This window comes from Velazquezella soli, assembly GCF_977018685.1.
On sequence record NZ_CDRNXF010000005.1, the window covers coordinates 171,004 to 196,166 of the forward strand.

At 60.1% G+C, this 25,163-nt stretch carries 20 protein-coding genes; 15 read left to right on the top strand and 5 right to left on the bottom strand.

Annotation, left to right across the window (positions count from 1 at the left end; translation table 11 throughout):
* Positions 1–28 precede the first annotated feature (28 nt).
* Both AC0JZ8_RS21290 and AC0JZ8_RS21295 read right to left on the bottom strand, forming a co-directional pair.
* On the bottom strand, positions 29–1,225 hold the full coding sequence (locus AC0JZ8_RS21290; protein ID WP_209899516.1) for an acetate/propionate family kinase: 1,197 nt from the start codon (positions 1,223–1,225) through the stop codon (positions 29–31).
* A 936-nt stretch (positions 1,226–2,161) separates the two neighbouring features.
* Entirely contained in the window at positions 2,162–2,902 is a 741-nt protein-coding gene (locus tag AC0JZ8_RS21295; protein ID WP_209899513.1) for a response regulator, read from the bottom strand.
* A gap of 216 nt (positions 2,903–3,118) precedes the next feature.
* Here AC0JZ8_RS21295 and AC0JZ8_RS21300 point away from each other — a divergent pair, with 216 nt between their 5' ends.
* The 3 genes from AC0JZ8_RS21300 (at position 3,119) to AC0JZ8_RS21310 (ending at position 6,645) form a co-directional block, all read left to right on the top strand.
* A complete protein-coding gene (locus tag AC0JZ8_RS21300; RefSeq protein ID WP_471893491.1) occupies positions 3,119–3,766 on the top strand; it encodes a helix-turn-helix domain-containing protein in 648 nt (215 codons plus the stop codon).
* 21 nt (positions 3,767–3,787) lie between these two features.
* Positions 3,788–5,704, top strand: a complete 1,917-nt coding sequence (locus tag AC0JZ8_RS21305; protein WP_471893492.1) for a hybrid sensor histidine kinase/response regulator — start codon at positions 3,788–3,790, stop codon at positions 5,702–5,704.
* A gap of 440 nt (positions 5,705–6,144) precedes the next feature.
* Positions 6,145–6,645: a cytochrome b gene (locus AC0JZ8_RS21310; RefSeq protein ID WP_062578392.1), complete on the top strand. Its 501-nt coding sequence runs from the start codon at positions 6,145–6,147 to the stop codon at positions 6,643–6,645.
* A 65-nt stretch (positions 6,646–6,710) separates the two neighbouring features.
* Here the strand turns inward: AC0JZ8_RS21310 and AC0JZ8_RS21315 are convergent, their stop codons facing one another.
* Positions 6,711–7,913 carry a M24 family metallopeptidase gene (locus AC0JZ8_RS21315; RefSeq protein WP_192087391.1) on the bottom strand — a complete coding sequence of 401 codons (1,203 nt, stop codon included), beginning with the start codon at positions 7,911–7,913 and terminating at the stop codon, positions 6,711–6,713.
* A 214-nt stretch (positions 7,914–8,127) separates the two neighbouring features.
* Between AC0JZ8_RS21315 and AC0JZ8_RS21320 the strand changes: the two genes are divergently transcribed.
* Positions 8,128–8,832 carry a GntR family transcriptional regulator gene (locus AC0JZ8_RS21320; protein WP_192078562.1) on the top strand — a complete coding sequence of 235 codons (705 nt, stop codon included), beginning with the start codon at positions 8,128–8,130 and terminating at the stop codon, positions 8,830–8,832.
* A 101-nt stretch (positions 8,833–8,933) separates the two neighbouring features.
* Entirely contained in the window at positions 8,934–9,896 is a 963-nt protein-coding gene (locus AC0JZ8_RS21325; protein WP_471893493.1) for a dihydrodipicolinate synthase family protein, read from the top strand.
* Between the two features lie 144 nt (positions 9,897–10,040).
* Here the strand turns inward: AC0JZ8_RS21325 and AC0JZ8_RS21330 are convergent, their stop codons facing one another.
* A complete protein-coding gene (locus AC0JZ8_RS21330; RefSeq protein ID WP_471893494.1) occupies positions 10,041–11,297 on the bottom strand; it encodes an FAD-dependent oxidoreductase in 1,257 nt (418 codons plus the stop codon).
* Between the two features lie 144 nt (positions 11,298–11,441).
* On the opposite strand from AC0JZ8_RS21330, the gene AC0JZ8_RS21335 reads away from it, so the two are divergent.
* The 8 genes from AC0JZ8_RS21335 (at position 11,442) to AC0JZ8_RS21370 (ending at position 18,797) form a co-directional block, all read left to right on the top strand.
* On the top strand, positions 11,442–12,374 hold the full coding sequence (locus tag AC0JZ8_RS21335) for a LysR substrate-binding domain-containing protein (protein WP_471893495.1): 933 nt from the start codon (positions 11,442–11,444) through the stop codon (positions 12,372–12,374).
* A complete protein-coding gene (locus AC0JZ8_RS21340) occupies positions 12,367–13,275 on the top strand; it encodes an alpha/beta fold hydrolase (protein WP_062459919.1) in 909 nt (302 codons plus the stop codon). Before AC0JZ8_RS21335 ends, AC0JZ8_RS21340 begins: the two co-directional genes overlap by 8 nt.
* The gene (locus AC0JZ8_RS21345) at positions 13,265–14,218 is read left to right on the top strand and encodes a LysR family transcriptional regulator (RefSeq protein ID WP_471893496.1); all 954 of its coding nucleotides are present in this window, start codon (positions 13,265–13,267) and stop codon (positions 14,216–14,218) included. Before AC0JZ8_RS21340 ends, AC0JZ8_RS21345 begins: the two co-directional genes overlap by 11 nt.
* 122 nt (positions 14,219–14,340) lie before the next feature.
* Positions 14,341–15,363, top strand: a complete 1,023-nt coding sequence (locus tag AC0JZ8_RS21350) for an ABC transporter substrate-binding protein (RefSeq protein ID WP_062459915.1) — start codon at positions 14,341–14,343, stop codon at positions 15,361–15,363.
* Between the two features lie 43 nt (positions 15,364–15,406).
* The gene (locus AC0JZ8_RS21355) at positions 15,407–16,174 is read left to right on the top strand and encodes an ABC transporter ATP-binding protein (protein ID WP_192078396.1); all 768 of its coding nucleotides are present in this window, start codon (positions 15,407–15,409) and stop codon (positions 16,172–16,174) included.
* Positions 16,167–17,012 carry an ABC transporter permease gene (locus AC0JZ8_RS21360; protein ID WP_062459911.1) on the top strand — a complete coding sequence of 282 codons (846 nt, stop codon included), beginning with the start codon at positions 16,167–16,169 and terminating at the stop codon, positions 17,010–17,012. The genes AC0JZ8_RS21355 and AC0JZ8_RS21360 overlap by 8 nt, the downstream gene beginning before the upstream one ends.
* 31 nt (positions 17,013–17,043) lie before the next feature.
* A complete protein-coding gene (locus tag AC0JZ8_RS21365; protein WP_471893497.1) occupies positions 17,044–18,075 on the top strand; it encodes a zinc-dependent alcohol dehydrogenase in 1,032 nt (343 codons plus the stop codon).
* Positions 18,075–18,797: a hypothetical protein gene (locus tag AC0JZ8_RS21370; protein WP_471893498.1), complete on the top strand. Its 723-nt coding sequence runs from the start codon at positions 18,075–18,077 to the stop codon at positions 18,795–18,797. Before AC0JZ8_RS21365 ends, AC0JZ8_RS21370 begins: the two co-directional genes overlap by 1 nt.
* Before the next feature lie 143 nt (positions 18,798–18,940).
* On the opposite strand, the gene AC0JZ8_RS21375 is transcribed toward AC0JZ8_RS21370, so the two are convergent.
* Complete coding sequence (locus AC0JZ8_RS21375; RefSeq protein WP_062459905.1) at positions 18,941–19,495, bottom strand: Pycsar system effector family protein; 555 nt, start codon at positions 19,493–19,495, stop codon at positions 18,941–18,943.
* A gap of 127 nt (positions 19,496–19,622) precedes the next feature.
* On the opposite strand from AC0JZ8_RS21375, the gene AC0JZ8_RS21380 reads away from it, so the two are divergent.
* Complete coding sequence (locus AC0JZ8_RS21380) at positions 19,623–23,267, top strand: FecR domain-containing protein (RefSeq protein ID WP_471893499.1); 3,645 nt, start codon at positions 19,623–19,625, stop codon at positions 23,265–23,267.
* 36 nt (positions 23,268–23,303) lie between these two features.
* Entirely contained in the window at positions 23,304–25,073 is a 1,770-nt protein-coding gene (locus AC0JZ8_RS21385) for a CHASE2 domain-containing protein (RefSeq protein WP_471893500.1), read from the top strand.
* The last annotated feature ends 90 nt before the right edge of the window (positions 25,074–25,163 follow it).

Consider the following 25,163-nt stretch of genomic DNA (forward strand, 5'->3'; position numbering starts at 1 on the left):
GACTGGGAGCGACGCCTCCGCGGTGCCGTCAGGTGGCGGGATGTTCCCTCGCGCGAAAAACGGACAGGCACTCCTCTGCGATCATCTGTTCTTCATCCGTAGCGATGACATGAAGGGCAACGCGGCTTGCCGCGGTGCTGATCGTGGGCGCGTTGTTTTGATTGGCCGAACCGTCCAGCTCTACGCCCAGCCACAAAAGCTGGTCTGCAATACGCCTGCGGATCTCCGGTTGGTTCTCGCCAATGCCGGCGGTGAAGACGAGGCCGTCGAGCCCGCCGAGCGTGGATGCAAGCCTCCCGACCTCGCCGGCGATCCGGAGCGTGAAGAGATCGATTGCCTCCCGCGCTTCTTCACTGTCGTTCTCCAGGAGCTCGCGCGTATCGCCGCTAAGGCCTGAAACACCCAGCAGGCCGGACTTGTGGTAGAGCATGTCCTCCACGTCTTCGACCGACTTGCCGATCGGCCCCAGAAAATGCAGCAGCACACCGGGATCAAGCCAGCCGGGTCGCGTTGCCATCGGGATTCCGTCCAGCGTCGAAAAGCCCATGCTGGAATCGCGGCTGAGACCGTTTTCGATGGCGCAGAGGCTGGCGCCGCTGCCCAGATGGGCGATGATGACCTTGCCGTCCGCAATACCGGGCGCCTTGGCGGCCAGTGCACCGGCGACGTAGCGATAGGACAGTCCATGGAAGCCGTACCGCTTGATGCCCTCGTCATGATAGGCGCGCGGAATTGCGAGACGCCGCACGAGGTCGGACTGTGTCGCATGGAAAGTCGTATCGAAGGAGCCGGTCTGGAACAGATCAGGGCGCAGGTGCCGGACGGCTTCGATCATCCGCAGCGCCTGGGGCTGATGGAGTGGCGCAAGTGCCGTCAACGACCGAACCTTCGCAACAGTCGCGGTCGTCAGTTCCACGGGACCGTCGAAGACGTCGCCGCCATGGACGATGCGGTGACCGGCGGAGGTGACGGCGTCGAGATCGAAATGGGCACTCAGTTCCCCGAACACCTTGTCCATCAGGCCGGCAAGATCGTCGCCGGAAGCGCCTTCCAGCGACAGTTCGAACTGCGCCGGACCTTCCTTGAGATGCAGCGACACGGGGTCGCTTGCAAAATCGACCACGGCTTTGCCGATCCGCTCAGGCCTTTCACCGTCCACCCTGAAGATGCCGATTTTCACGGATGAAGATCCGGCATTGAAGGTGAGGAGAAGCTTGTCCGTCATAAAGGCGTCCTTGTTTCACGTCCTCTTGCAGCCCGCGGCTCGACACGGCGCTGTAATGGCAATCATTCAGTAGTCCTGCGACCGCATGGCTGGGCTTTGGGGCCGCGTGTTCAAAACGGTCGTTCTCGGTGGCTCGCCTCCGGTAACTCTTTCACCCGGAATGGTGCGGCTCTCATTGATAAAGCGCAATGCAACGGGGCGTTGATCGTCGAGCCATTGCGGGTCAGGCGTTTGTGGCGCAGCAGATGTTGGCAGAGGTCCAGTTGAAGACCGTCGCCTGATTTCCGAGCAGGCATGCCTTCCAGGTTCATCGGGCGAATGGATAAGCACATCCTTGCGCTCTCCTTCGATCCTCACGCTACGCGCTGAAGAAGGCGCTTCAGCGTCCATATTGCGTCTTTCTTCACCCGCGCTGACCCTTCGACATCTGCAGTCGTTGCGTTGACCGCCGTCAATGCAGGCTCAGCCGGTCCACCAAAGATTAACGGTGCAATGGGGGGATGGAGATGGACGCGGACTATACGGTCAGTGCGCTTCGAGCCTCGGACGTTGCTCGTGCTTACGCAATCGTTCGGCATCTCTTTCCGAACATTGATCTTGCCGAGTGGCAGGCAGCGACTTCCACAGAAGACCTCCGGAGAAATTGGCTTACTGTAATCGACCCGGCAGGGGTTGTCCGCGGGATTTCCCTGGTATTTGTCAGCACGCAAAGTGGCTTGAGCAAACAGCTGGAAGTTCCTGTTCTCGCGTCCGTAAGTCTCCTCAATGAGCACAGCGTGGCAGGGCGCTTGTTAGAGTATGCGAAACGCCGCGCTGCAGAGGAAGGATGCAATCGCATCCACGTCTGGCCCGTCGCCAAAACCGACCACTGGCTTCTGGGCGACACCTCGACTTTCAAGGTACCGCGGGCCGGTTTAACGTATGACCTATCGCCCTCTAAGCAACCTTCGCCACGCTGACGCGTGCGGCGAACATGTAGCCGACGCCCCGGATGGAGCGAATGATTTGCGGCTGTTTGGGGTCGATCTCCACCTTGCGCCGGATCCGGACGATTTGAGCGTCGATTGCCCGATCATAGGCATCGAGATGGCGCCCTTTTGTTTCCTCTAGCAAGAAATCTCGCGACAGCACGCGTCCTGGATGGGCCACAAAGGCAGCAAGGAGGTCGTATTCGCCTGTTGTCAGATGGATACCTTCGCCATCCGCTGATGACAGCTCGCGTCGCGTAAGGTTCAGAGCCCAGCGGTCGAAATGGACGATCTTGTCGGTCTCTTGCTGCTCGGAAGGTTGCACGTTTCGCCGGCGCAGAATGGCTTTCAGCCTGGCGTGCAGCTCCCTGAGGTTAAACGGCTTCGCGAGATAGTCGTCGGCGCCCATCTCAAGCCCGATGATCCGGTCCACAACGTCATTTCGACCGGTCAGCATGATGATCGGGGTATCGGACGCCGCTCGCACCTCCCGAACAAGATCAAAACCATCGGCTCCTCCGGGCAAAGAGACGTCCAGCAGGATGAGATCGACCTGTGTGTGCGCAAGTTGCAGGCGCATCTCCTCACCGTCCTTGGCCTCGCTGGTTAAATAGCCCTCTTCGTTGAGATATCGCTTCAACATTTGAGTGATCCTCACATCATCATCGACGATGAGGATGTGAGCTGTCGCAGGATTTTGCCGCGCCATTATCCCCTCCTGTTACAATGTGTTACGCAATTCCATAGATTGTCACGGAAACAGCATCCGCCCGTCACGCCACGCGAGTCAACTGCGCGCATCGAGATTGGAGGCACGGTTATGCTTAGTACAACTCAGAATTATGAAAGTGGGACGACTGCTCTTCACGCAGTCCATCACCAAACCAGCCTTCACAGCCTGTTCTGCAAGCAGCCGTTTGAACATTTGACAGCGGGAAAAGCGCTTTTCTTTGAGAGCGACGATGCGGTCGATGTTTTCGAAATTCTCGAAGGTACCTTGAGGATTTTTCGGATCATCGCCGACGGACGGCGCGTGATTACCGGCTTCCTCTATCCAAACGATATCGTCGGCATCTCGCTTGGCGGGCGTTATCTCTACAGTGCCGAGGCGGTGACGTCTGTGACCCTGAGGCGATTGTCACGACGCCGGTTCGATGCAGCGGTGACCGAGAGTGATCACTTGCGCCCACAGCTCTTCGCTCTGGTCTCCGACGAGATGGCGGCAGCGCAGGATCAGATGGTGCTCCTGTCGTCCAAGAACGCGAAGGAACGCCTTTGTTCCTTTCTGCTGGCGACACTCCGGCGCCAAGCGGCTTCCTCAGGCAACCGGACCACGCTGGAGCTTCCCATGGGGAGGCAGGACATAGCCGATTACCTTGGACTGACAATCGAGACAGTCTCGCGCACCATGACAAAGCTCATCGGCAAGGGTGCCATCCAAATCGACGGTGTGGCGGCTCGAAACGCGATAACGATCTGCCGTCCGGTTCTGCTTGCGCAGATGGCCGGAGATGAAGATGATCGTTCCCGCGAGCCCCGGTTAACGATCGTCCGCGGGGGACGGTCCCACTGAGCGTGCGATCATGGGAAAGCTATGTCATATAGAGGCAGTCGAGATGAGCTCGAACGACAGCTTTCTGCTGTTACAGGCTTGCTGGATGCGGCAAACATCATTGTTCACGGAACGGATGGTATCATCCGCAGCTGGACTGCAGGATGCGAAAACCTTTACGGATGGTCACGCATCGAGGCCGTTGGCCAAGAGGTTCACGAGCTTCTTAGCACGCAGTTCCCTGAATCTGTTGAAGAGCAAAGAAACCGGTTCTTGGCTGCGCAGTCTTGGAGCGGCGAAGTCATCCATCACCACAAGGATGGCCGCCCTCTCTTCATTGCGACCCACTGGGTTCTTCTGTCGCCGCTGGGCTCGGCCGAGCAGGTCGTGGTCCAGACAAACAACGATGTCACGGCGATGAAAGTGATGCAGGAAACCGTCGCCGAGCGCGAGGCCCACCAGCTTTCTATCCTGGATACCGTTCCTGACGGGATGGTCGTCATTGATGAAGCCGGCATCATTTCATCGTTCAGCGCGGCTGCGGAACGGCTGTTCGGATACAAGGCAGCAGAAGTCTGCGGACTGAATGTCAAGGTTTTGATGCCCGATCCCGACCGCGCGGCGCACGATAGCTACATTTCCAATTACCTGACGACCGGCGAACGGCGCATTATCGGATATGGCCGGGTTGTGACCGGACGACGCAAGGACGGCTCGACCTTTCCGATGGAGCTTTCGGTGGGCGAAGCAGCAACCCACAACAAGCGGATCTTTACGGGCTTCATCCGGGACCTGACGAGCCGACACAAGATCGAGGAAGAACTGCGCCAATCGCAGAAGATGGAGGCCATCGGCCAGCTGACCGGCGGTTTGGCTCATGATTTCAACAATCTCCTGACCGTGGTCAGCGGCAATCTGGAAATGATCGATAACAAGCTTGAGGATCCAAAGCTTCGAGTGCTTCTGCGTGAGGCGCAAAGCGCGGCAGATGACGGTGCCAAACTGACAAGCCAGCTTCTCGCATTCGGACGGCGTCAAAGCCTCAATCCGAGAACGGTGGATATAGGGCAACTCGTCGGCGGCTTTTCGGACCTGTTACGCAGAACCCTTGGAGAAGCCGTTGAGCTTCGCACGGTTATATCAGGCGCGGCCATCGAGGCTTCGGTCGACGGATCGCAGCTCCAGAATGCCATCCTGAATTTGGCGATAAATGCGCGCGACGCTATGCCAAAAGGCGGAAGGCTGACGATCGATATCTCCAGCGTCAAACTCGATGCTGACTACGCGAAAACCTATCCGTCGGTAAGGACTGGTGACTTTGTCTTGATCTCAGTAACGGACACGGGTTCGGGAATGACGGCCGAGGTTCGCGAGAAGGCTTTTGACCCGTTCTTCACAACGAAGGGCCTTGGTGCCGGGACAGTTCTGGGTTTGAGTATGGTCTACGGTTTTGCCAAGCAATCCGGTGGAAACATCCAGCTCTACAGCGAGCCCGGGCAGGGAACGAGCGTCCGGCTCTTTCTGCCTTCCGCCCGGTCAAAAGCTGACGAAGAGATCACGCATTTCGACACGGCAGAAACCGCTCCGTTGCCCCGAGGCCGGGAAAAGCTTTTGGTCGTCGAAGACGATCCGAGGGTGCGTCGAGTGGTGGTCGCACGGCTTGCAGACCTCGGCTACCAAATCATCGAAGCAGCAACTGGAATTCAGGCGCTCGAACTTCTCCAAAAGCACGATGACATCTCGCTCCTCTTTACCGACATCGTCATGCCAGGCGGCATGACAGGCAACGAGCTTGCGGATCAAGTGAGGATGGCAAAGCCGACGATAAAGGTTCTGTTCACGTCCGGATACGCCGAGCCAACCATCGCCGGTAAAGAACTGGCTCAGTCAGGACGATGGTTGCGGAAACCACATACTGCTCGGGAGCTCGCGACCGTCTTACGCGAACTTTTGGATTGACTCCCCTGAACACGGCGTCTGTTTTTCTTCTGCTTTCGCATACGCTTTGAATGATCGGTCTTTCACCCCGTGTAACTCTATCCGTGACCGCAACGGCTCGCGCGGATGAACCTTTCCACGGCGACCGGTACGGTGTTCGGGCCGTCCGGAACGGGACGTCGTGGCGGCTGGGTCTCTCTACCTAGTGCAATCACGAAACGCTTCGAGACCGCGTCATGGCAGCGGAGGCAGGCGTTGGGAAATGACCCTGACCGCCTTCAGTTCAATGTCAGCTTCGGCCTCTAGTCGATCATCGTGACAACCGAAGGAATGAAACGGTGCGTGTGAGACTGAAGTCCCCGCACCAAGCGATCTCGATGATCAAACCCAATGCCCCGTCGACGCTCACCATCCGATCGCCCCATGCGACGTCTGAGACAACCACGATGGAAGGATCACCAATGACAACGTCTAGACCTCTATCATTTTCCGTATCTCAACGCGTCCTGCACTGGCTTACCGCTGCGCTCGTCACTTTCAACCTCGTCCTGCCCGATGGCATGAGCGACTGGAACCGGAGTATGGAGCGAGACGGGATGGCCTCTGCCGACCAAGTGGCAAGTGCCAATATTCACGCCTATGTGGGCATTTCTATTCTGGCTCTCGTCGTGCTTCGCCTGATCATCCGCTTCACCCGTGGCGTTCCGGCATCCCCGCCGCAGGAACCCCCGATTTTTCGGATGGCTGCCACAGCCGCGCATGCCGCGCTCTACATTCTGCTCGTCGCAATGCCGCTGACTGGCATGGCTGCATACTATCTTGGCTACGGCAGTGCAGGGGAACTGCATGCCGATGTCCTCAAAGTCGCCTTATGGGTGCTGATCTCCGGCCATGTGCTGGGCGCTCTTGTCCACCAGTTCTATTGGAAAACAAATGTTCTGCGCAGGATGACGACTGGCTAGAAGGCTGCGCCGGCCGACACAGGTGACGCCGGCCCCGGCTCACGCCCTCGGATAGACTCGCCTCGTCAATCAAACGGCCGCTCGAGAGAGGACGACGGCTGCGTGAAGAAGGCGGGCCCCTCTTCGGTCATGTAGATGATGTCTTCCAGGCGGACGCCGCATTCGCCGTAGAGTGCCAGCATCGGTTCGTCGGAAAACACCATGCCTGGAGCAAGAGGTGTCTTGTTGCCGCGAACGATGTAGGGGTCTTCGTGCATATCCATGCCGAGCCCGTGTCCGGTCCGGTGCGGCAGGCCGGGAACCTGATAGTCGGGACCGTAGCCGGCATCGGTCAGCACCTTGCGGGCGGCAAAATCAACCTCTTCGCAGGCGATCCCGATCTTTGCCGCGTCAAAGGCGGCGCGATGGGCTTTCTGTTCGAGCGACCAGATCTCGCGCTGCCGTTCCGTCGGCTCTCCGAAGACGTAGGTGCGGGTGATATCAGAGCAGTAGCGGTGGATATGCGCGCCGAGATCGATCAGCACCATGTCGCCCGCCTTCAGCGTCTGCGCATAGGGAACGCCGTGCGGATAGGCGGTCGCTTCGCCGAACTGCGCGGCGGCAAAGATGTGTTTCATGCCGAGCTTGGCATGCGCAGCGGCAATGAAATCGGTGACTTCCGTTGTCTTCACGCCCTCGTAGAGACCTTCCCAGACGGCCTTGTGAACACGAAGGCTCGCGGTCATCGCGGCCTGGATGATCGCGATCTCGTTCGCCGACTTGATCTGCCGGCACTGGGCAATCAAGTCCTTGGCGCCGGTAACCGTCAGGCGGTCTCCGAGATGCGTGGTGATCGTGCTGGAAAATGCGAACGGCGTCGCCGGATCGAAGGCCAGAATGTCGCCGTCCGCGGCAAGGCTGCAGATCAGGTCTGCGACCAAGCGGGCCGGATCCTCATGCTCCTCCCAGACCGCGATCTCGCCGGGGATCGTGATCAGGGTCTGGGTCTTCGGCTCCTCGAAGGCGGGGCTGATATAGATCGGAGCGCCGCTCGAAGGGATGATCGCACCATGCATGCGTTCGCTCGCCCCAAGCGTCATGGCGGTAAAATAGGTGAGGCTCGTCGATGTATCGAGATAGACCGCCTTGACGCCTCCGTCGCGCATCAGCCCCTGCAGCTTGGCTATGCGCGCGTTCAGTTCCTCCTTCGAGATCGGCGGAACCGCGGCAGCAATATTGTCAAAACCGGCAAGCGACTGTTCGAACGATATGTAGGCAGGGGCACTCATGCTGGGACTTTCCTGAAAGCGCTGTTCGGCGGGCGGGGCCTACGCGAGGGGTGAGATCTTTGAGCGTGCGCAGTTGGCGTAGCGGTAGCGTTTGGCGTGAATATGCTGCTGGCGACGGTCGTCAAGACTTTCGTTCGAATTGCCGGACGGGCTGACGACGAGGAGAGGATGCAGTAGTGCATGAATGACAGATAAAAACTTTGTGGGTGCCGGCATGGACGACAGCAATCAAAATCATGCGCTGGAGCGCAAGAGGGGGTCCGGCGCGAGGCAGGTCTATGACCTCTTGCGGGATGAAATCCTTGATCTTCGCCTCGCCCCTGGAAGTGCGATCGACGAAGTGCAACTGGCAACGCGGTTCGGCATGTCGCGCACGCCGATTCGTGAAGCTCTGGTGCGGCTTGCCGGAGAGGGGCTGATCGAGACCCTGCCGAACCGGTCGACCATGGTGTCGAACATCGACTTTCTCGGCATGCACGCCTATTTCGATGCGCTGGGTCTGATGTACCGGGTCACGACGCGGCTCGCCGCGCAGCACCACAAGGCAGGTGACCTCGACAGCATTCGAGCTCATCAGGCAGAATTCAAAGCGGCTGTCGAAGCCCAGGACGCCTTGGCCATGATCGCAACCAATGCGGACTTTCACGCGGCGATCGCTGCGGCTGGCCGCAATGAATACTATGCGCGCTTCTTCGAGCGTCTGCTGGGCGAAGGGCGGAGAATGCTGCGTCTCTACTACCAATCCTATGATGATCGGCTGCCATCCCGCTTTGTGGACGAACACGAGGAAATCATCGCGGCGATCGAAGCGCGAGACGTCGAGGCCGCGGACAGGCTCGGCCGTGCTCACAGTGAGCAGATCGAAGCCCAGATCGAGCGGTTGCTGACCCGCCATGACAGGCTCGACATCCTCCTGTAGGTCTTTGTATTTTTCTTGTCGACAAGATTGAAGAAGACGCTATGCTGCTCGTCGATAGGGACAGGGGCGCGTTTCTGTGCGCCGAAACGAAGGAGCTTTCCGTGACTGCAAGCATATTTTCGGGCGTCGTTCCGGCGCTGATGACACCGTGCACCGCAGACCGCATGCCGGATTTTGACGCGCTGGTCCGTAAGGCACAGCAGTTGATCGAAACGGGCATGTCGGCAGTGGTCTATTGCGGATCCATGGGCGACTGGCCCCTGCTCACAGATGCGCAGCGCATGGAAGGCGTCTCGCGCCTGGTTGAGGCTGGCATCCCCGTGATTGTCGGCACTGGCGCGATCAACTCCGCATCTGCCGTCGCGCTTGCCGCACACGCCCAGAAGGTCGGCGCAAATGGTCTCATGGTCATCCCGCGTGTTCTGTCGCGCGGCTCCGTGATCGCTGCCCAGAAGGCACATTTCAAGGCAATCCTGTCCGCGGCACCGAACCTGCCAGCGGTCATCTACAACAGCCCCTATTACGGCTTTGCCACGCGCGCCGATCTGTTTTTCGCGCTTCGCGCCGAGCACCCGAACCTCGTTGGTTTCAAGGAATTCGGCGGTCCGGCGGACATGCGCTATGCGGCCGAAACCATTACCAGCCGCGATGACGGCGTGTCTTTGATGATCGGCGTCGATACGGCCGTCTACCACGGCTACGTCAATTGCGGCGCAACCGGCGCCATTACAGGCATCGGCAACGTTCTTCCCAGGGAAGTGCTGCATCTGTGCAACCTCGCGAAAGCCGCGGCCACGGGTAACGCGGATGCACGCTTGCGCGCCAAGGAACTGGAAGAAGCGCTCGGCGTGCTTTCCTCCTTCGATGAAGGCCCGGATCTGGTTCTCTACTTCAAGCACATGATGGTCCTGAAGGGCGACGCAGAATATGCGCTGAACTTCATCGAAACGGACGTGCTCAGCGACAGCCAGCGCGGCTATGTGGAAGCCCAGCTGACGCTGTTCGACACCTGGTATGCCGACTGGTGCACGCTCCCCGGCGCTGTACAGACCTGCAAGCCCTGATCTTTGCGCTCGCGGGTAAAACGGTTCCTGTTTCCGCGACGATAAACGCCGTGGCCGTGTTGAACTCAACGCGGCCCCGGCACTGCGGTGATCAAAGTCATTGTTGCCCCGAAGATTTCCGGCCGCCAGTGAACCTGCAGGATTTCAAATCAACGCGCCCTGGAGCGTAAGCGCTGCCCGCACGTCGTCGGCCGAAACTGTGGTGCTCGAGGCGCGCAATGCTGCGGCAATGCCGGCTGCATGCCCTGTTGCGAAAGCGGTTCCCATCACCCGCAGCGAACCGTAGGCTGCCTGATCGGCCCCGGCGACGCGGCCCGCGAGGAAAAGATTGGATGCTCCGGCAGCCTCGATCGATCCCATCGGGATGTCTGCAAATCCTTCTCCCCCAAGATCGGCGAAACGAACTTTTCCAGGCGCCTCGTGAACTTCCATCGGCCAGGCCGCGCGGCCGATACCGTCTTCGCGCCGCTCGCCTTTTGCCAGGGCCGCGCCGGTCAGATCGTCGCGCGACCGTGGCCGGCGCGTTTCGCGGATGCCGATCTGCGGTCCGGTCGCTGCGATGAAGGCTGTTTCAAAGCCCGGTAGCTGCCGCAGCAACTGAAGGTTTCGCCACGCTTCTCGTCGTGCCTGGCGTTCCGCTGATCCAAGACTTGCGCCGCTCAAACCGTCCGTGTCGAGGTCGATCGTCATCCACCAGTAGTCGTTCGATGTCGGAAGCCGCAGCATAACGCCCCCGTCTGCACGGTGGATTTGCGTATCGCCGCTCTCGTTGTGCCTTGCAATCAGGTCGGCCATCCGCGCCCGGTCGAATGAAACCCCTGGCGCTACTCCGCCGATGCGAACCGGCATGGAGGCCGGCTGAACCTTGTCGCCTGCCATGCTGTTGACTGTCATTTCGAACCCGGCGAGCGATGCGAGCGCTGCCTCGCCACTGGCATCGACGAATGCGGCGGCAGTGATCTCGTAGCAACCGGCGTGGTCAGTCACGGTGATTGCGGTCAGACCGTCCGAGCCGGTTGCGACGGCTGTCACGCGAGAGTGCAGCAAAACGTCGATACCGGCAGCGTCGGTCATCTGGTCGAAGCTGAACTTGATTGCCTCCGGATCCAGCATGACGATCCAGTTGCCGCTGCTCGACCTGATCGGCGCGACCTCCTGGCCGAGCGTGCGGAGGGTGTGCAAGAGATCCGCACCTATGCCGCGCACGGCAAAGACCGGTTCGGGGCCTTTCTGGAAGAAGCCGCAATAGGCGAGAACCAGAGAATTTGCGGCTGCGCCGCCGAGAAATCCGTACCGCTCGACGAGCAGAACTCGTGCGCCAAACCGGGATGCGGCCACCGCCGCACTCATGCCGGCTGCACCGCCTCCGACCACCACGACATCATATCGACCACCACGCATAATGCTCATCCTATGGTTCTCAATCGATGATGCTCACTGCGGTTGCGAGCATAAAGGCGACGATAGGCGGCCGCGGGTATTGACGCCAATACAGTTTCCGAACCAGGGTATAACCCGGATTTATAGGACGGAGACCCGTGGCGGATGCCGAACCCCAAGCTCAAGGAACGGCAGATTGAGATTTTTCGGACGATCATGGCGACGGGTTCGCTGACGGTTGCCGCAAGACATCTCGGCGTTTCTCAGCCCAGCCTGTCGACCGCGATCAAGCGTCTGGAGGACCAGCTCGGCATCGCGCTGTTTGCCCGCATCTCCGGCCGGCTGGTCCCGACACAGGAGGCCGAACTCATTCTTGCCGAGGTCGAGCATGTCCACCAGCAGTCGGAAATACTGTCCGATGTCATCTACTCGATTGCCCGGGGCGACGCGTCCACCTTCCGCTTCGGCTCCACGCCAAGCCTTGGCGCCCGGTTGATCCCGAAGGCGCTGAAACGCTTGCAGCAGCAAGGGACGGCCGGCACTTTTTACAGCGATTCCCTGTCGCAGCGCGATGTGCGGGACTACCTCCTCTTCGGCCAGGGGGCCTGCGTCGCGACGATCGCGGAGGTTAACGATCCGGTTATCCAGACTGTCCCGATCGCTACCGCTGGCCTGGTCTGCGTGGTGCCTGCTGGCCATCCGCTGGCAGGTAGACGGTCCGTCAGGCCAGCGGATCTTGGCGACGAGCAACTGATTTCGTTTGGCGCAACCACGACGCACGGTCTTCTGATCGATCAGACCTATCAGCGCTGGGGCGAGACGCGCAAAACGGCGGTCTACGTCCATTTTGTCGACGCCGCTCTCGCCTTCGTCGCCGAACGTATCGGCATCAGCGTTCTCGATGCCTTTTCGGCAATCGACTGCGATGTGCACGGGCTCGTGGCAATACCGATTGAAAACAGCGCCAGCGTTTCCGCCTATGTTCACGTCTGCGACCGTCGTCCAAGACAGAACGGCGTCGACAGCCTAATAACCGCGCTCCGAGAAATCGCGGCAGCTGTGACAAACACGCAAGCAGGAGCAAAAACCGATGAGTAGACCGGCAAACGCCCTGTTCCCGGGGTTCAAGGACCGTCGCGTCCAGACGGCTGATGTCGATTTCGCCGTCCTCACCTCAGGCTCCGGCCCTGCCATCCTGCTGCTGCACGGCTATCCGGAAACCCGTTCGGCCTGGCACCGGATCGCGCCCGTGCTCGCTGCTTCCTATTCCGTGGTCGTGCCCGACCTGCCGGGTTACGGCGATAGCCGGGTCACCGGGACGCTCATGGATATGGGGTCCAAGCGCCGGATGGCGAAGAGCCTGCACGAGATGATGCGAGCCCTTGGGCACGACCGCTTCGTCGTCGTCGGCCACGATCGCGGCGGAAGGGTTGCCTATCGGCTCGCGCTCGATTTCGAGGAGGAGGTGCGCGCACTGGTTTCCGTCACCGTCGTGCCGACGCCGGAAATGTGGGAAGGGGCAGGCAAGGCTTTCGGGCTTGGCGCCTGGCACTGGTTCATGCTGGCGCAACCCGCACCGCTGCCTGAAACGCTGATGGCGGCCGATCCGCGTTTTCTTATCGACTTGACGCTCGCCAAGATGGCCGGCGACATCCGCCTGATCGATCCTGCGGCGCTGGAAGACTACCGGATGGCCTTCGACAGTGACGAGGTCCGTCATGCGATGTGCGAAGACTACAGGGCTGGCGCGTCGGTGGACGAGGCAGACGACCTTGCCGATCGCAACTCCGGTCGAAAGATACAGGCGCCGGTGCTGGTGCTTTCCGAACAAGGCCGGCTCTACGGTGGCGGACGCACGCCGCTCGACATCTGGGCTGACTGGGCGGTCTCGGTAGAATGCGAGGGTCTTCCAGGCGGACATCTGCTGCCCGAAACGGCGGCTGACCAGATGATCGAGAGGTTGCTGGCCTTCCTTGGGAAAATCACCGATGCCCGCTGAGAACGACGACGACCAGCACAGGGTGCCGGCCACCACCGACGGATTGCTGAGCCTGCGCCAGATGGAGGTTTTCCATGCGGTAATGCAGGCGCGTTCGATCACCGGCGCCTCCAAGGTTCTCACCATATCGCAACCGGCGCTCAGCCGCACGATCCGCCGGATTGAGGACCTGCTTGGAATCGCGCTTTTCGCCCGTGATCGTAACGGGCTGGTGCCGACGTCCGAGGCGCTGGAAATATACGCGGAAATCGATCCGTTGATCCGCCAGCTGACCGGTGTTGGAACGCAGATCGGCCGTATCGCGCGCGGCGAAACCGCCGTGTTTCGGGTCGGCTCGACGGCCAGCGTGGCGCGGGCGCTGGTTCCGCAGGCGCTGCGGACGCTCTCCGTCGAAGTGCCGGGTATCGAGTTGTTCTTCGACGTGCTGCCGGTCGACCAGATCGAGGAATATCTGATTACCGGCCGCGGTGAAGCGGTGGTGACGATTGCATCGCTGGACCATCCGCTGATCGAAAGGGAACATGTCGGGCGCGTCGATCTGGTCGCCGTCATTCCCAAGAGCCATAGCCTTGCGGCCCGTCCCGTCATCCATGCAGCGGATCTTGCCGACGTGGATTTCATCAGCTTTGCCGCCGGGGGTGCCCATCAGACAATCGTTGATCGTTTCCTCAGCCGCGAGAAGCTGAAGGTCAACACCCGTGCCGTTGCGCGCTTTTCCGACACTGCCTTGGCGCTGGCGAACGAAGCTATGGGTATCGTCCTTGTCGACTACGTCACGACCCTCGGCCCGGTTGGCAGCAATCTTGTCATCCGGCCGATCCACAACGCACCCCAGTTCTCGATATCCGTCCTGTGGAACCGCCGCCGCTCGCACTCTGCCAACCTGCGCAAACTGATCGAGATCCTCGCCGCACGACTGTCAGCCCTGCCGCCGCTGCCCTGAGAGGCCGGATAACATGCTCTGAAGGCATGGGAGACATAATCATTGTTTGTTGTCTTCTGGTGCGGTGAGTGGCAATGAGGGGCACTGGCGTAACGCAACGCCGTCCTTGGAGGAGGATAATCATGAAGTTTCAAATGAATCGCCGTCAGGCACTCATCGGCATGGGTGCACTCGGCAGCGCTGCGGCTTTTGGTCTGCCTGCACGGGCTGCAACCCGTAACCTCGCCGTGCTTCACCTTGCCAGCCACGCACCGAGCTTCATTGCCTTCGAACGCGGTTACTACAAGGACGCAGGGCTGGACATCGAACTGAAGTTCTTCGAGGCAGCGCAGCCGATGGCCGTGTCAATCGCTTCAGGTGATGCCGACTTCGGCGTTACCGCGATGAGCGGTGGCCTGATCAGCCTCGCGCAAAAGGACGCCATCAAGGTTATCGGCGGCGCGCTGACCGAACAGAAGGGCGTTACCGGCGCGATCATCCTGGCGTCGAACAAGGCTTATGAGGCCGGTCTCACCGACCCTTCGAAACTGTCCGGCAAGAGTTTCGGCATCACAACGGCCGGATCCTCCTTCCATTTCATGGCGCACAAGATTGCCACAGCCAACAACATCAAGCTGTCCGACATCCAGCTGCGTCCGCTGCAGAAGCTTGGCGCAATCGTCGGCGCCCTGACCACGGGCCAGATCGATGCCTGGGCCATTCAGCCGAATGTCGCCAAGAAGATGATCCGCGAAGGCGCTGCCAAGCAAATCGGCCTCGTGTCGGACTACGCACCGGATTACCAGGTGACGACCGCCTTTACCTCGACCAAAAACGCCGCCAACGAGCGCGACATGACAGCGTCTTTCGTCAAGGCCTATTCGCGGGCGATCGCCGACTACAACGCTGCCTTCGTCGACAACAAGGCAGATGACGCCGAGCGCGACGCCCTGGCCAAGATCGTCCACAAATATGTGGAAAGCGACAGCCCATTCGAAACGGCCAAGCAGAACCTGATCGAAGGCGCCATGCGCGTCAACGAGGGCCTCGCATTGTCGCTTGGAAGCTGTGTCGAACAGCTCGAATGGTTCAAGTCCGAAGGCATGGTCAAGGACGCGATCACCAACGAGCAGCTGTTCGATACGTCCTACGTCAAGACTATCTGACCGGTCGAACCCGCGGCAGCACTGCGGCCTGCCTGGAGTACCCATGGATCTGAAGCTCAACAACATCAGCCACTCCTATGGAGCCGTCGAGGTTTTGAAGGATATTTCGCTCGACATTCCGCAAGGGCAGATCATCTGCCTGATCGGACCGTCGGGCTGCGGCAAGTCGACCCTGCTTCGGTTCCTGGGTGGCCTGGAGCGGCCGACTTCCGGCAACGTGCTGCAGGTCGGCAATCCGCCGGCGGATTCGCTCAACCCGCTAACATACGTCTTCCAGCATTTCGCTCTGCTACCCTGGCGCACGGTCGAGGGCAATATCCGGTTGGTCCTCGAGGACCATGGGCTGAGCGGACGTCAGATGGACGAAATCGTGACGGATGTTCTCGATCGCACCCGCCTTTCCGAATTCCGCAAAGCCCTTCCCAAGCAACTGTCGGGCGGCATGCGCCAGCGCGTGGCAATCAGCCGGGCGCTGGCGGTCCATCCCGCAGTCATGCTGATGGACGAACCGCTGTCGGCCCTCGACAGCCAGACCCGCGAACTGCTGATGGATGACCTGATCTCGCTCTGGACGCGCCAGCCGTTCACCTCGGTTTATGTAACCCACAATCTCAACGAAGCGGTCCGGCTCGGGCACCGCGTCGTCGTCTTGTCCCGCCGACCAGGCCGGATCCGCGAGATCGTCGATATCGACATTCCACTGTCAGATCGGCATCTCGGCGATCCCGTATTGGAAGAAAAACAGAAGCAGCTCTGGGACCTGATGCGCGAAGAGGCCATGGCGGCCGACAAGGAGTTGGTCAATGTCTGACGTCACAACGTTTTCCAGCCCTGTAGAGACATCAAGCAGGGGTGAAACAGGAAAGATATCGACCGTATCGTTCCGCGGTGGCGGCTTCGCACCGATCCCGGTGCAGGGCGTCGGCATTGCGGTCTTTGTCGTTCTGATCGCGCTCGCCGAAATCGGCACCCGTAGCGGGTTCATCTCGAACCTGACGCTGCCACGGCCCTCGGCGGTCCTCGATACCTTTGTTCAGCTTTGGCAGACGGGTCTGCTGTGGAAGCATCTTCTGCCTTCACTGCAGCGGCTTTTCGTCGGTGCGTTCATGGGCATCAGCGTCGGCATAGCGGTCGGCGTGCTGATCGGTCTTTTCAGTTATGTCCGCGCCGGACTGGTCCCGCTTGTCGCCGCGCTGTTTCCGATCCCCAAGATCGCGCTCCTGCCTCTGTTCGTCATCTGGTTCGGCATCGACGAAATGTCGAAATACGCACTGATCGCTTTTGGCACGTTTACGCCAACCGTGGTTGCCACCTATGGAGCCGTCGACAACGTCGATCGCACGCTGATCCGCATGGGCCAGAGCTTCGGGCTGAATTGGTGGTCGATCGTCCGCAAGATCGTCCTGCCCGGGGCATTCCCGGCCATCCTTTCGGGTCTGCGCGTCTCGATTTCGATCGCGATCATTCTTCTCGTTGCCGCAGAGATGCTCGGTGCGCAATACGGCGTCGGCTCTTACATCCTTGAGGCCGGCTCGCTCTACGACCTGGAAAAGCTCTTTGCCGGCGTCACCATCCTCTCGGTCATGGGACTGCTCGTGAATTTTGTAATCGGGCAGGTAGAAAAGCGCTTTCTGAGCTGGCGCGGCTAAACACCTAAATATTATCGAAGGGAACGACACCATGCTGGCATTGCAAAAGGTCCGGCCCGCCAAAGGCGTGGAGTTTCGCGAGATCGGCGTGCCGGAAGCTCTTGCTCCGCGCGACGTTCTGGTCCGTGTCCATTCGGCCGGCATCTGCGGAACAGACCTGCACATCGCGGAGTGGACGCCGGGCTACGAGTCGATGGAGCGCGCCATGCCCGTCACCCTTGGCCACGAGTTTGCGGGCACGATCGAACGGGTAGGGGAGGCTTTGTCGGAAACGATTATCGGCACCCGCGTGACCGCAAGACCCTCTACCACCTGCGGCCGTTGCGATGCCTGCCTTCGCGGCGACGAAGACAATTGCACGGCGCGCAAAGGGATCGGCATTGGCCGCAACGGCGCATTCGCAGGGTTCGTGTGCGTGCCCTACGATAACTGCCACGTCCTTCCCGACAGTCTCGACATGGATGTTGCGGCTTTGACAGAACCGATGACCGTCTGCGCCGAGGCGGTCGCGACTGCGGAGGTCCAGTCGGGGCAAACCATTCTGGTGATCGGTCCGGGTTTCATCGGACAGGGCATCGCCATCATGGCACGGGCGAATGGTGCCAAGGTCGTAGTGATCGGCCGCGATGACGGGCCGCGGCTGGATGCACTCCGCGCGGCCGGTTTCGAGCAACTGATCGATACGGCGAAGACAGACATGGCGAGCGCCCTGGCGGACCTTGCGCCGTTCGACGCGATCATCGAGGCGGCCGGCGTACCCGCGCTCGTCAGCGCCACGCTCCCGTATCTCAAGAAGCGCGGGATCTTCACCGTTGTCGGCATCCACCCTCGGCCAGCCGAAATTGACCTCACATCCGTCGTGCGCATGCATCAGCAGATCCGCGGCTCCTACCGGGCACCTGCTGCCGACTGGGACGGCGTCATTGCCTTTCTTGACGCCAATCAGCCGCTGATGCGACAGCTGATTTCGCACACGCTCCCACTGTCGGACGCGCTAACGGGTTTCCAGGCCGCGCAGGATCGGGTCGCGTCTAAGGTCGTCCTGCGCATGGGAGAGCCCTGATGAGCCCCGCCATTCTAGCGCTCTGGAACGATTACCCCGCCACCATGGCCGAAGAATACGAGGCCTGGCACACATTCGAGCACGTGCCCGAGCGCCTCACGGTCCCCGGCATGCGTGCCGCCCGTCGATACGTTTCGGCAGCCGGAAAAGAGAGCTATTTCACCCTCTACGAGCTTGAAAGTCTCGCGGTGATCGAGCAGCCGTCCTATCTCGATCTTGTGCGAAATCCGACGCCCTGGTCTCAGAAAATGCGGCAGCATTTTTCGAGCGTGCTGCGGATCCCGGGCGAGATCGCTGTGAAAGCTGGAAGCGGTATCGGAGGCGCAACACTCGTGCAGGCCTATTCTGTCGAAAGCGGAAAGGCCCATGCATCGATACCGACAATGGAAGAAATTCTGCGCCAGCTGATGATCCAGACCCGCATAACGGGCTTCCAGGTCGTACTCGCCGAGCCCAACCAGGTGTACGAGGTTTTCGAGCAGGATGAAGCGACCGACCCTGATACGGTCAATGTTGTCATCATCGCCGAAGGAACCTCCGTCGAAGCTTTATCGGTCATGCAGGCCGCATTGACGCGGCAGATCGAGCACCGTCTCGAACCCCGCAAAAGGCTGCGCAGCGACCTGTTCAAGCTGCTGATCAGCTACCGCGGAGAAGAATTCCCCTCGCATCGGTCCGAGATCGATACAAACACGATGTGGCATAGCGGCGATCACACCTGATCCAAATCGACGTCAAAAACGGAAGGGATCGACCTCTTTCGAAAGACCGAGCCCGCGGTCGCTTGGTGGGTGCCGCAGCCGTGCCGATGTGACGATGAACAGGACCGGGGTTGAGTACTGCTCATCGCCTCAAGATGGCGTGATTAGCGGATGTTCTGCGTCGCCAGCAGGAGAATGACATAGGCGAGGACCGTCAGGACCAGTCCGCGGAAGGCGAACGACACGCACTTGTACTTACGGCGCGAGATCAGCGACAGGATGTCGGCGTTATCGAGATATTCGTTGAACAGGTAAGAGACATCGCGGTTCGCCGCAGCGAGCTCGAACAGCGGGCGATGATGCGGCCAGGTGCCCCAGAAGAGAGACGTCGAGCGGGGGATGTTGCGGGGGAGGACAACCAGGATTGCGCAAATGATTGAAAAGACTGACGCGCAGGCCAGTATCGCGCGAAGCAATGCCTCCGGAATGTCTGCCTTTGCATAGAGCGCCCAGTCGAACACACTTCGCCCTTCCGCAGAAGAGATCAAGAAAGCCAGCATGAACGTGAAGATATAGGCGGCCTTTTGGTCGGCTATCTTGATCTGGTCATAGAAGACGTCGTTGATTTTTCGGATGTGGTTTATGTACTCCTCCGTCACCTCACCGCTCGCCATGGTCAGGTCAAGCATCTCCGTAGGTGCGCTATCAAAGTCACTCACGTGAAAATTCTCCGCTTACAAAGTATCCTCTCTAATAAGACTCTGGCGGCTATTCAATAGTCTTGCTAGGGCGACTACGACACTTGGTTGCTTAAGGTTGGAGCGGCGGGGGATGCCGGATTGTAGAGTGAAACTTTTTAAAGCAGCAACAGTGCTGTCGCTGACGACGGCTGTTCTGTTGTCGGCTGCACTTGAGCCTGCGGGTGCGGAGCCTGTTCCGCGCTCAGGTACTGCAGCTGGGGCCGTCATCGCACGTAAGACCGGCGAGGAAGTCCGCTTTATTGACGTGTCCGACTGGCAGTCCGTCGATCTCAAACAAGACCTGATGAGCGGCGATATCCTGCGCACGAACGAGGTCGGCCAGCTCGCCATCGTTTTCTCGGACCGTACCCAGGTCAGGCTCGGCCGCAACACCTCGATGGTCGTGAAGCAGATCACCAGCGGGACGAGTTCCGACACGGTGTTGCAGCTTCAGTCAGGAACGATCTGGGCCCGGGCCGAGCGCGAAGGGCCCGGCGTACAGGTCCAGACGGCCGCAGCGGCTGCCGCGATTCGAGGGACCGACTGGACCATGACGGTCAGCGGCAACGACACGTCGCTGACGGTTCTCGACGGGATCGTGCAACTCGCCAATCCACAAGGCATGGTCGACGTGCGTGCGGGCGAGGCGGCAGCAGCCACCTTGGGTCAGGCGCCGCGCAAGGTGGTTATCGTCGACTCCGATGACCGCGAACAAATGCTGTTCTACCTTCCGCCGCGAGAAGCGTTCGAGCGTATGCCGCCAGCAGCGGTCCCATTTGCAGACATGCGCCGAAATGCCGATCGGATTCTGGCGATTCCACCTGAGAAACGTTCGACCGCCGACTTGGTCGATCTGGCGGAAGCGCAGTTGTCGCTTGAAGGCCCGGCAAAGACAATGGAGATGCTTGGTGTGCTGGAGCGCACGCAGTTATCATCAACCCAACGGGACCGGCTGATCCTGATCAAGGCCATCATCGCAGCCAACCAAGCGCGATACGGTGAAGCGGCGGCCCTTTTCGCGCAGGTTTCTCACCGCCTCGATCCGCGCAGGAGAGCGATCGCGCTTTGGGGTGGCTATTATGCACGGTCGCTGGCAGATCCGAGCCGTGTCGAGCCGCTGCCACCGAGCAATGGAGGACCGGAAGCCGCATTTCTGCGGGCCTATGCGGTCGGTTTCCTGAAGGACCTGAACGCGTCGATCGAGGCTCTTCGCGAAGCGGAGCGACAGTACCCTTCCGACCCCTCGCTTCCGGCCTATCGCGGCTGGATCGCACTGTTGTTGAATGACCGCAAGCAGGCGGAGGAGGCGATAAACCGCTCACTGTCTCTCGATCCGCATGAGCCCACTGCGCTGGAGGCGCGATCTCATTTCAAGGCAGGGTTCCAGGGCGATAACGACGGAGCGCTCGCAGATCTGTACGAGGTTCTGAAGGTAACGCCTGGAAGCAGCACCACCTGGAATGCGATCGCCGACATCCACTCGACCAGAGGTGCCAATCGAGAGGCAGAGGCAGCGCTTCGAAAGGCGATCGAGTTGGATCCGATCGATCCTATATCGCACTCGAATCTGGCGATCTTCTATCTGGACACAAACCGGGTGAAGGAGGCGAAGCGCGAGATCGATCTCGCCATGGCTGCGGATCCGGCGCTGGATCAGGTTCTGATTGCGAGAGGTCGCTACTATCTCCAGACAGGCGAGCCCGACAAGGCGGTCGAAGACCTGCTCGCAGGCACTGTTTCCAATCCGGCGGATGCCCAGGGGCAAATTGTCCTTGGCGCGGCCTACTACCAGAAAGGCGACCGTGTCGCTGCAGAACAGGCGATCGACAATGCCGATAGACTGGATAACAACGATCCCGTCATCTCGGCGGTTCGGGCCTCGGTGGCCATTTCGGAGTATGATGCCCCGGGTGCGATCCAACATGCGCGAGACTACGTCCTGCGTGCGCGAGCGCGCGGCGGTGAGTACACGTCGCTTGGCGCAAACCAGCAGGCGGGTTCGATTCTCAACAGTGCGTTCCGCTTTCAAGGCCTGAACGCCTGGGGCGAATTCTACAGCGATGCCGTCTTCGATCCATTTTCCGGTGCTGCCTATATCGATGAAAGCATCCGTGGCAGCGTCAACCCATTCGCGAACAGCTACCTCTATGGTGAGGATGTCATCAACAATGCTCCGAACGGGCAATTTTTTTCATCAACGCTTCAGGGGCTCCTGCTGGAGCCGACACTGATCTCGTCTCCCAGTCGCGGGTTTGATATTCTCACCCGGCCGTTCTTCGAAGCGTCTGTCGGAGGTGGCTTCACTGCGGCGGGCGGAGGCACCGGTGGGACGGGCGAGGCAGAGATTCAGGGCTATACGAACTTCCCGAACCCAACGAGCTACTACGCCAATTTCGAATGGCAGAAATCACTCGACGCCCGCGACGCCGGCTTGATCACGGATATCGGAACAGAGCTGGAGGTGCTCGGCGGCAATGTCTTCCTGACCACCAGTCCGACCTATTACGACCGCATCGTTCTCTATTACAACGACGCCAAGAGCACCTTCGACCAAGAGGTGACAAGCTCTGGAGCCTTCCCCCTTGTGAGGAATGAGATCGTCGGGAGAAGCCGCAACGGCGGCTTAGGCTGGAGCCACACATTCGCCTACGAGAATGTCATGAACGCGGCCATTCTGTACAGCGGGACGAGGCGCAATGACACCCGGTACAGCGAGATCGACTTTGGACCTCCGTTCCCGACCCTTCCATTCGCGCGGGAAAGCGATGAGTTTGAAGAAAATGCTTATATTGCCGCAGCCAGCCATACGTTCAATGCGGGTGATCTGACCTGGCGCTATGGTGTTGAAGGAGGCTGGATCTCCGAATCCCAGTCACAGACGTTAGAAGACCTTCTTAACGGGGGTGCTAGGACCGTCAGCAGCTCGGATCGCACGAGCGTCGCAAGCGTTTATGTCGATCTGCTCCACGAGATCCAGTCAAACTTGAAGGCTGAGTACGCCGTATTCGGTAACTACCTCAGCAACGACGCATCTGACGGTGTTCGCCTAGAGCCGCGTCTCGGCCTTGCCTGGTCACCTGCCGAGGGACAGTGGCTCCGCGCTGCCGTGATGCGCAGCAGCACGGATCTGTCGACGCCGACGCTGTCGCCGGTTTCTGTCGTCGGCCTGCAGCCGAATGCTTTCGACGTTGCACCGGAAGGACGTGCCGATACGGTCGCACTTCGGTGGGATGCCGAGTGGACAGACAGGTTCTTCACGGCTGCGGAGTTCCAGCACCAGGACGTGCGCGACATGCAGATCGCAGTTCCACTGACAGCCGTTCCCTTCACCACCAGCGAGGGGCGCATCGATAGGGCGAGTCTGACAGGCAATCTTCTCTTAGGGCACGGCTTCGGTCTCTCGTCCACGATCGCCTACGCGGATTCGGAAGAAAAAGGCGGTAGCCTGCCCGCAGGCTCATCCTTGCCGTTCATCCCGGAATGGGCGGGCCAGCTGGCGCTCACCTATGTCAATCCGGCCAATGTCCAGGTTTCGCTGGCCGCCAACTACATTGGCGAGCGGATAGGCAGTGCCGGGACTGGCCTTGGTGACTACTGGACGCTCGACAGCAAGCTGACCTGGGAGCCTCTCGACAAGCGGATGGCGCTGATACTGGAGGCTTTCAATCTGCTCGACGAAGAGTTCGAAGTCGACGCCGGCGTTCCTGCATGGGGAAGATCCTTCAAGGGTACGTTGAAGGTTCGTTTCTAGATGTCAGGTAGTCGGTCGAATGCCCGCGGCGGGCCCATGCTCGGGTCTCGGCAGCTAAAGCTCACGGCGCTGTCACTGATAATCTACGTCGCATTGACGTTGATCGCTCAGCTTCCAGCTTGGTCGCTGCTCGACAACCGTGCGTTCGACTATCTATCGACCCTGAACCCTTTGCCGCTTGCCTCGGACAGCCCGATCGTCGTTGCGATCGACGAACCCTCTCTCGCCGAAATCCAGAGCCAGTGGCCGTGGCCACGAGGCCTGCATGCAAGACTGATCACGGCGTTGCGCGCGGCCGGTGCCAGGACGATCGGCATGGACATCATCTTCGCGGAGCCGTCCAATCCTGAAGACGACGCCGCCCTTGCCGCAGCGCTTGGACCAGACGTCGTGCTCGCCGGTGACGAAACGCTTGTGACGTCCGCGCAGGCGGATCAGTTTGTGCGGGTTCTGCCGCTGCAAATGTTCAGTGACGCCTATGCTTTGACGGGCATTGCCTCGATTACGCTTGATCGCGACGGCGTTCTGCGTCGTCTGCCACCCTACGACGATGGCTTCGCCGCCACGGTTGCGACTGCTGCAGGTTTCGAAATTTCCGTGGGAGTGCCGAACAAACTGCTTCAGGTTTACGGGCCAGCCCGCACATACCCGACAGTTTCCTATTACCAGGCGCTCGAGCCGGAGCGGTTCCTGCCCGAAGGGTTTTTCAAGGATAGGATCGTTCTGGTCGGTCTAAGCCTTCAAACCGCAGCGACGGTGGAGAAGGGCGGAGCGGACGCTTATGCAACACCCTACACCGTCCACACCGGTCACCTGACGGCCGGCGCTGAAATCCAGGCGACGATCGTCGACAACATAAGACTGGGATCTTCCGTTACAGAAGCTGACCAGGCACTGCGTCAACTTCTGCTGTTTGGTGCGGTCGTCATCGGGGCGCTGCTGGTCCGCAAGGATACGGGTTGGAAAACCGTGTTGTACAACAGTGTCGCGCTTGTCGTGATGCTGGGTGGAGCTTACGCGGCGTTGCGGTTCGGGAGGGTGTTTGTGTCTCCGGTCTCACCCGCTTTGGCGATGCTCAGCATGAGCGCTGCGCAGGCGGGGCTCGATTACGCGAAGGAGCGGGCGGGCCGTCGCCAAATCACGCAAGCGTTCGCTCAGTACCTATCGCCTGACCTTGTTTCTCAATTGGCCAGCGATCCGACCCGTTTGAAGCTTGGCGGCGAGAAGAAGAAGCTGAGCGTCCTTTTCTGCGATGTCCGCGGGTTCACGACAATCGCCGAGCAGCTAAAGGATGACCCTCAACACCTCACCGAGCTGATAAACCGGCTGTTGACGCCGCTGTCGGATATCGTGCTCTCCCATGGGGGAACGATCGACAAATATATCGGCGACTGCCTGATGGCATTCTGGAATGCGCCGCTCGACGATCCCCACCATGCCGATCACGCGGTTTCAGCCGCGCTCTCAATGCTCGCTTCAATGGAGAGCCTGAACGCCGAGCTCGCGCGTGAGGCGGAGATCGCCGGTCGAACGCATCACGAGCTGCGTATCGGCATCGGCATCAACACGGGTGATTGCGTCGTGGGCAACATGGGTTCGACCCGGCGCTTTGACTATTCCGCGCTCGGCGATGCCGTCAATCTGGCAGCACGTCTCGAGGGGGAGTCCAAGAACCTCGGCGTCTCCCTATTGATCGGGGCAGGGACGGCGGCCAGCCTGGCCGACACGAGCGGTGTGAGGGAGCTCGGCCGCATCCTCGTCAAAGGCAAGAGCGAGGAAGCCTCGGTTTTCACTGTTGTGCGGTAGGAGATCGGACAGGAAGAATTTGACGGGAGAAAGCGTGCATCGATAGAGACGAACCGAAGAGTGTGATCCCGATCAACTGCGGCCGGAATG

Excerpts from the sequence above, each read along its gene's own strand:
- AC0JZ8_RS21335 (WP_471893495.1), top strand. The coding sequence starts at position 11,442 with ATGCCGAACCCCAAGCTCAAGGAACGGCAGATTGAGATTTTTCGGACG.
- AC0JZ8_RS21305 (WP_471893492.1), top strand. The coding sequence starts at position 3,788 with ATGTCATATAGAGGCAGTCGAGATGAGCTCGAACGACAGCTTTCTGCT.
- AC0JZ8_RS21315 (WP_192087391.1), bottom strand. The coding sequence starts at position 7,913 with ATGAGTGCCCCTGCCTACATATCGTTCGAACAGTCGCTTGCCGGTTTT.
- AC0JZ8_RS21385 (WP_471893500.1), top strand. The coding sequence starts at position 23,304 with ATGCTCGGGTCTCGGCAGCTAAAGCTCACGGCGCTGTCACTGATAATC.
- AC0JZ8_RS21330 (WP_471893494.1), bottom strand. The coding sequence starts at position 11,297 with ATGCGTGGTGGTCGATATGATGTCGTGGTGGTCGGAGGCGGTGCAGCC.
- AC0JZ8_RS21290 (WP_209899516.1), bottom strand. The coding sequence starts at position 1,225 with ATGACGGACAAGCTTCTCCTCACCTTCAATGCCGGATCTTCATCCGTG.
- AC0JZ8_RS21355 (WP_192078396.1), top strand. The coding sequence starts at position 15,407 with ATGGATCTGAAGCTCAACAACATCAGCCACTCCTATGGAGCCGTCGAG.
- AC0JZ8_RS21370 (WP_471893498.1), top strand. The coding sequence starts at position 18,075 with ATGAGCCCCGCCATTCTAGCGCTCTGGAACGATTACCCCGCCACCATG.
- AC0JZ8_RS21320 (WP_192078562.1), top strand. The coding sequence starts at position 8,128 with ATGGACGACAGCAATCAAAATCATGCGCTGGAGCGCAAGAGGGGGTCC.
- AC0JZ8_RS21350 (WP_062459915.1), top strand. The coding sequence starts at position 14,341 with ATGAAGTTTCAAATGAATCGCCGTCAGGCACTCATCGGCATGGGTGCA.
- AC0JZ8_RS21360 (WP_062459911.1), top strand. The coding sequence starts at position 16,167 with ATGTCTGACGTCACAACGTTTTCCAGCCCTGTAGAGACATCAAGCAGG.
- AC0JZ8_RS21310 (WP_062578392.1), top strand. The coding sequence starts at position 6,145 with ATGACAACGTCTAGACCTCTATCATTTTCCGTATCTCAACGCGTCCTG.
- AC0JZ8_RS21295 (WP_209899513.1), bottom strand. The coding sequence starts at position 2,902 with ATGGCGCGGCAAAATCCTGCGACAGCTCACATCCTCATCGTCGATGAT.
- AC0JZ8_RS21340 (WP_062459919.1), top strand. The coding sequence starts at position 12,367 with ATGAGTAGACCGGCAAACGCCCTGTTCCCGGGGTTCAAGGACCGTCGC.
- AC0JZ8_RS21345 (WP_471893496.1), top strand. The coding sequence starts at position 13,265 with ATGCCCGCTGAGAACGACGACGACCAGCACAGGGTGCCGGCCACCACC.
- AC0JZ8_RS21365 (WP_471893497.1), top strand. The coding sequence starts at position 17,044 with ATGCTGGCATTGCAAAAGGTCCGGCCCGCCAAAGGCGTGGAGTTTCGC.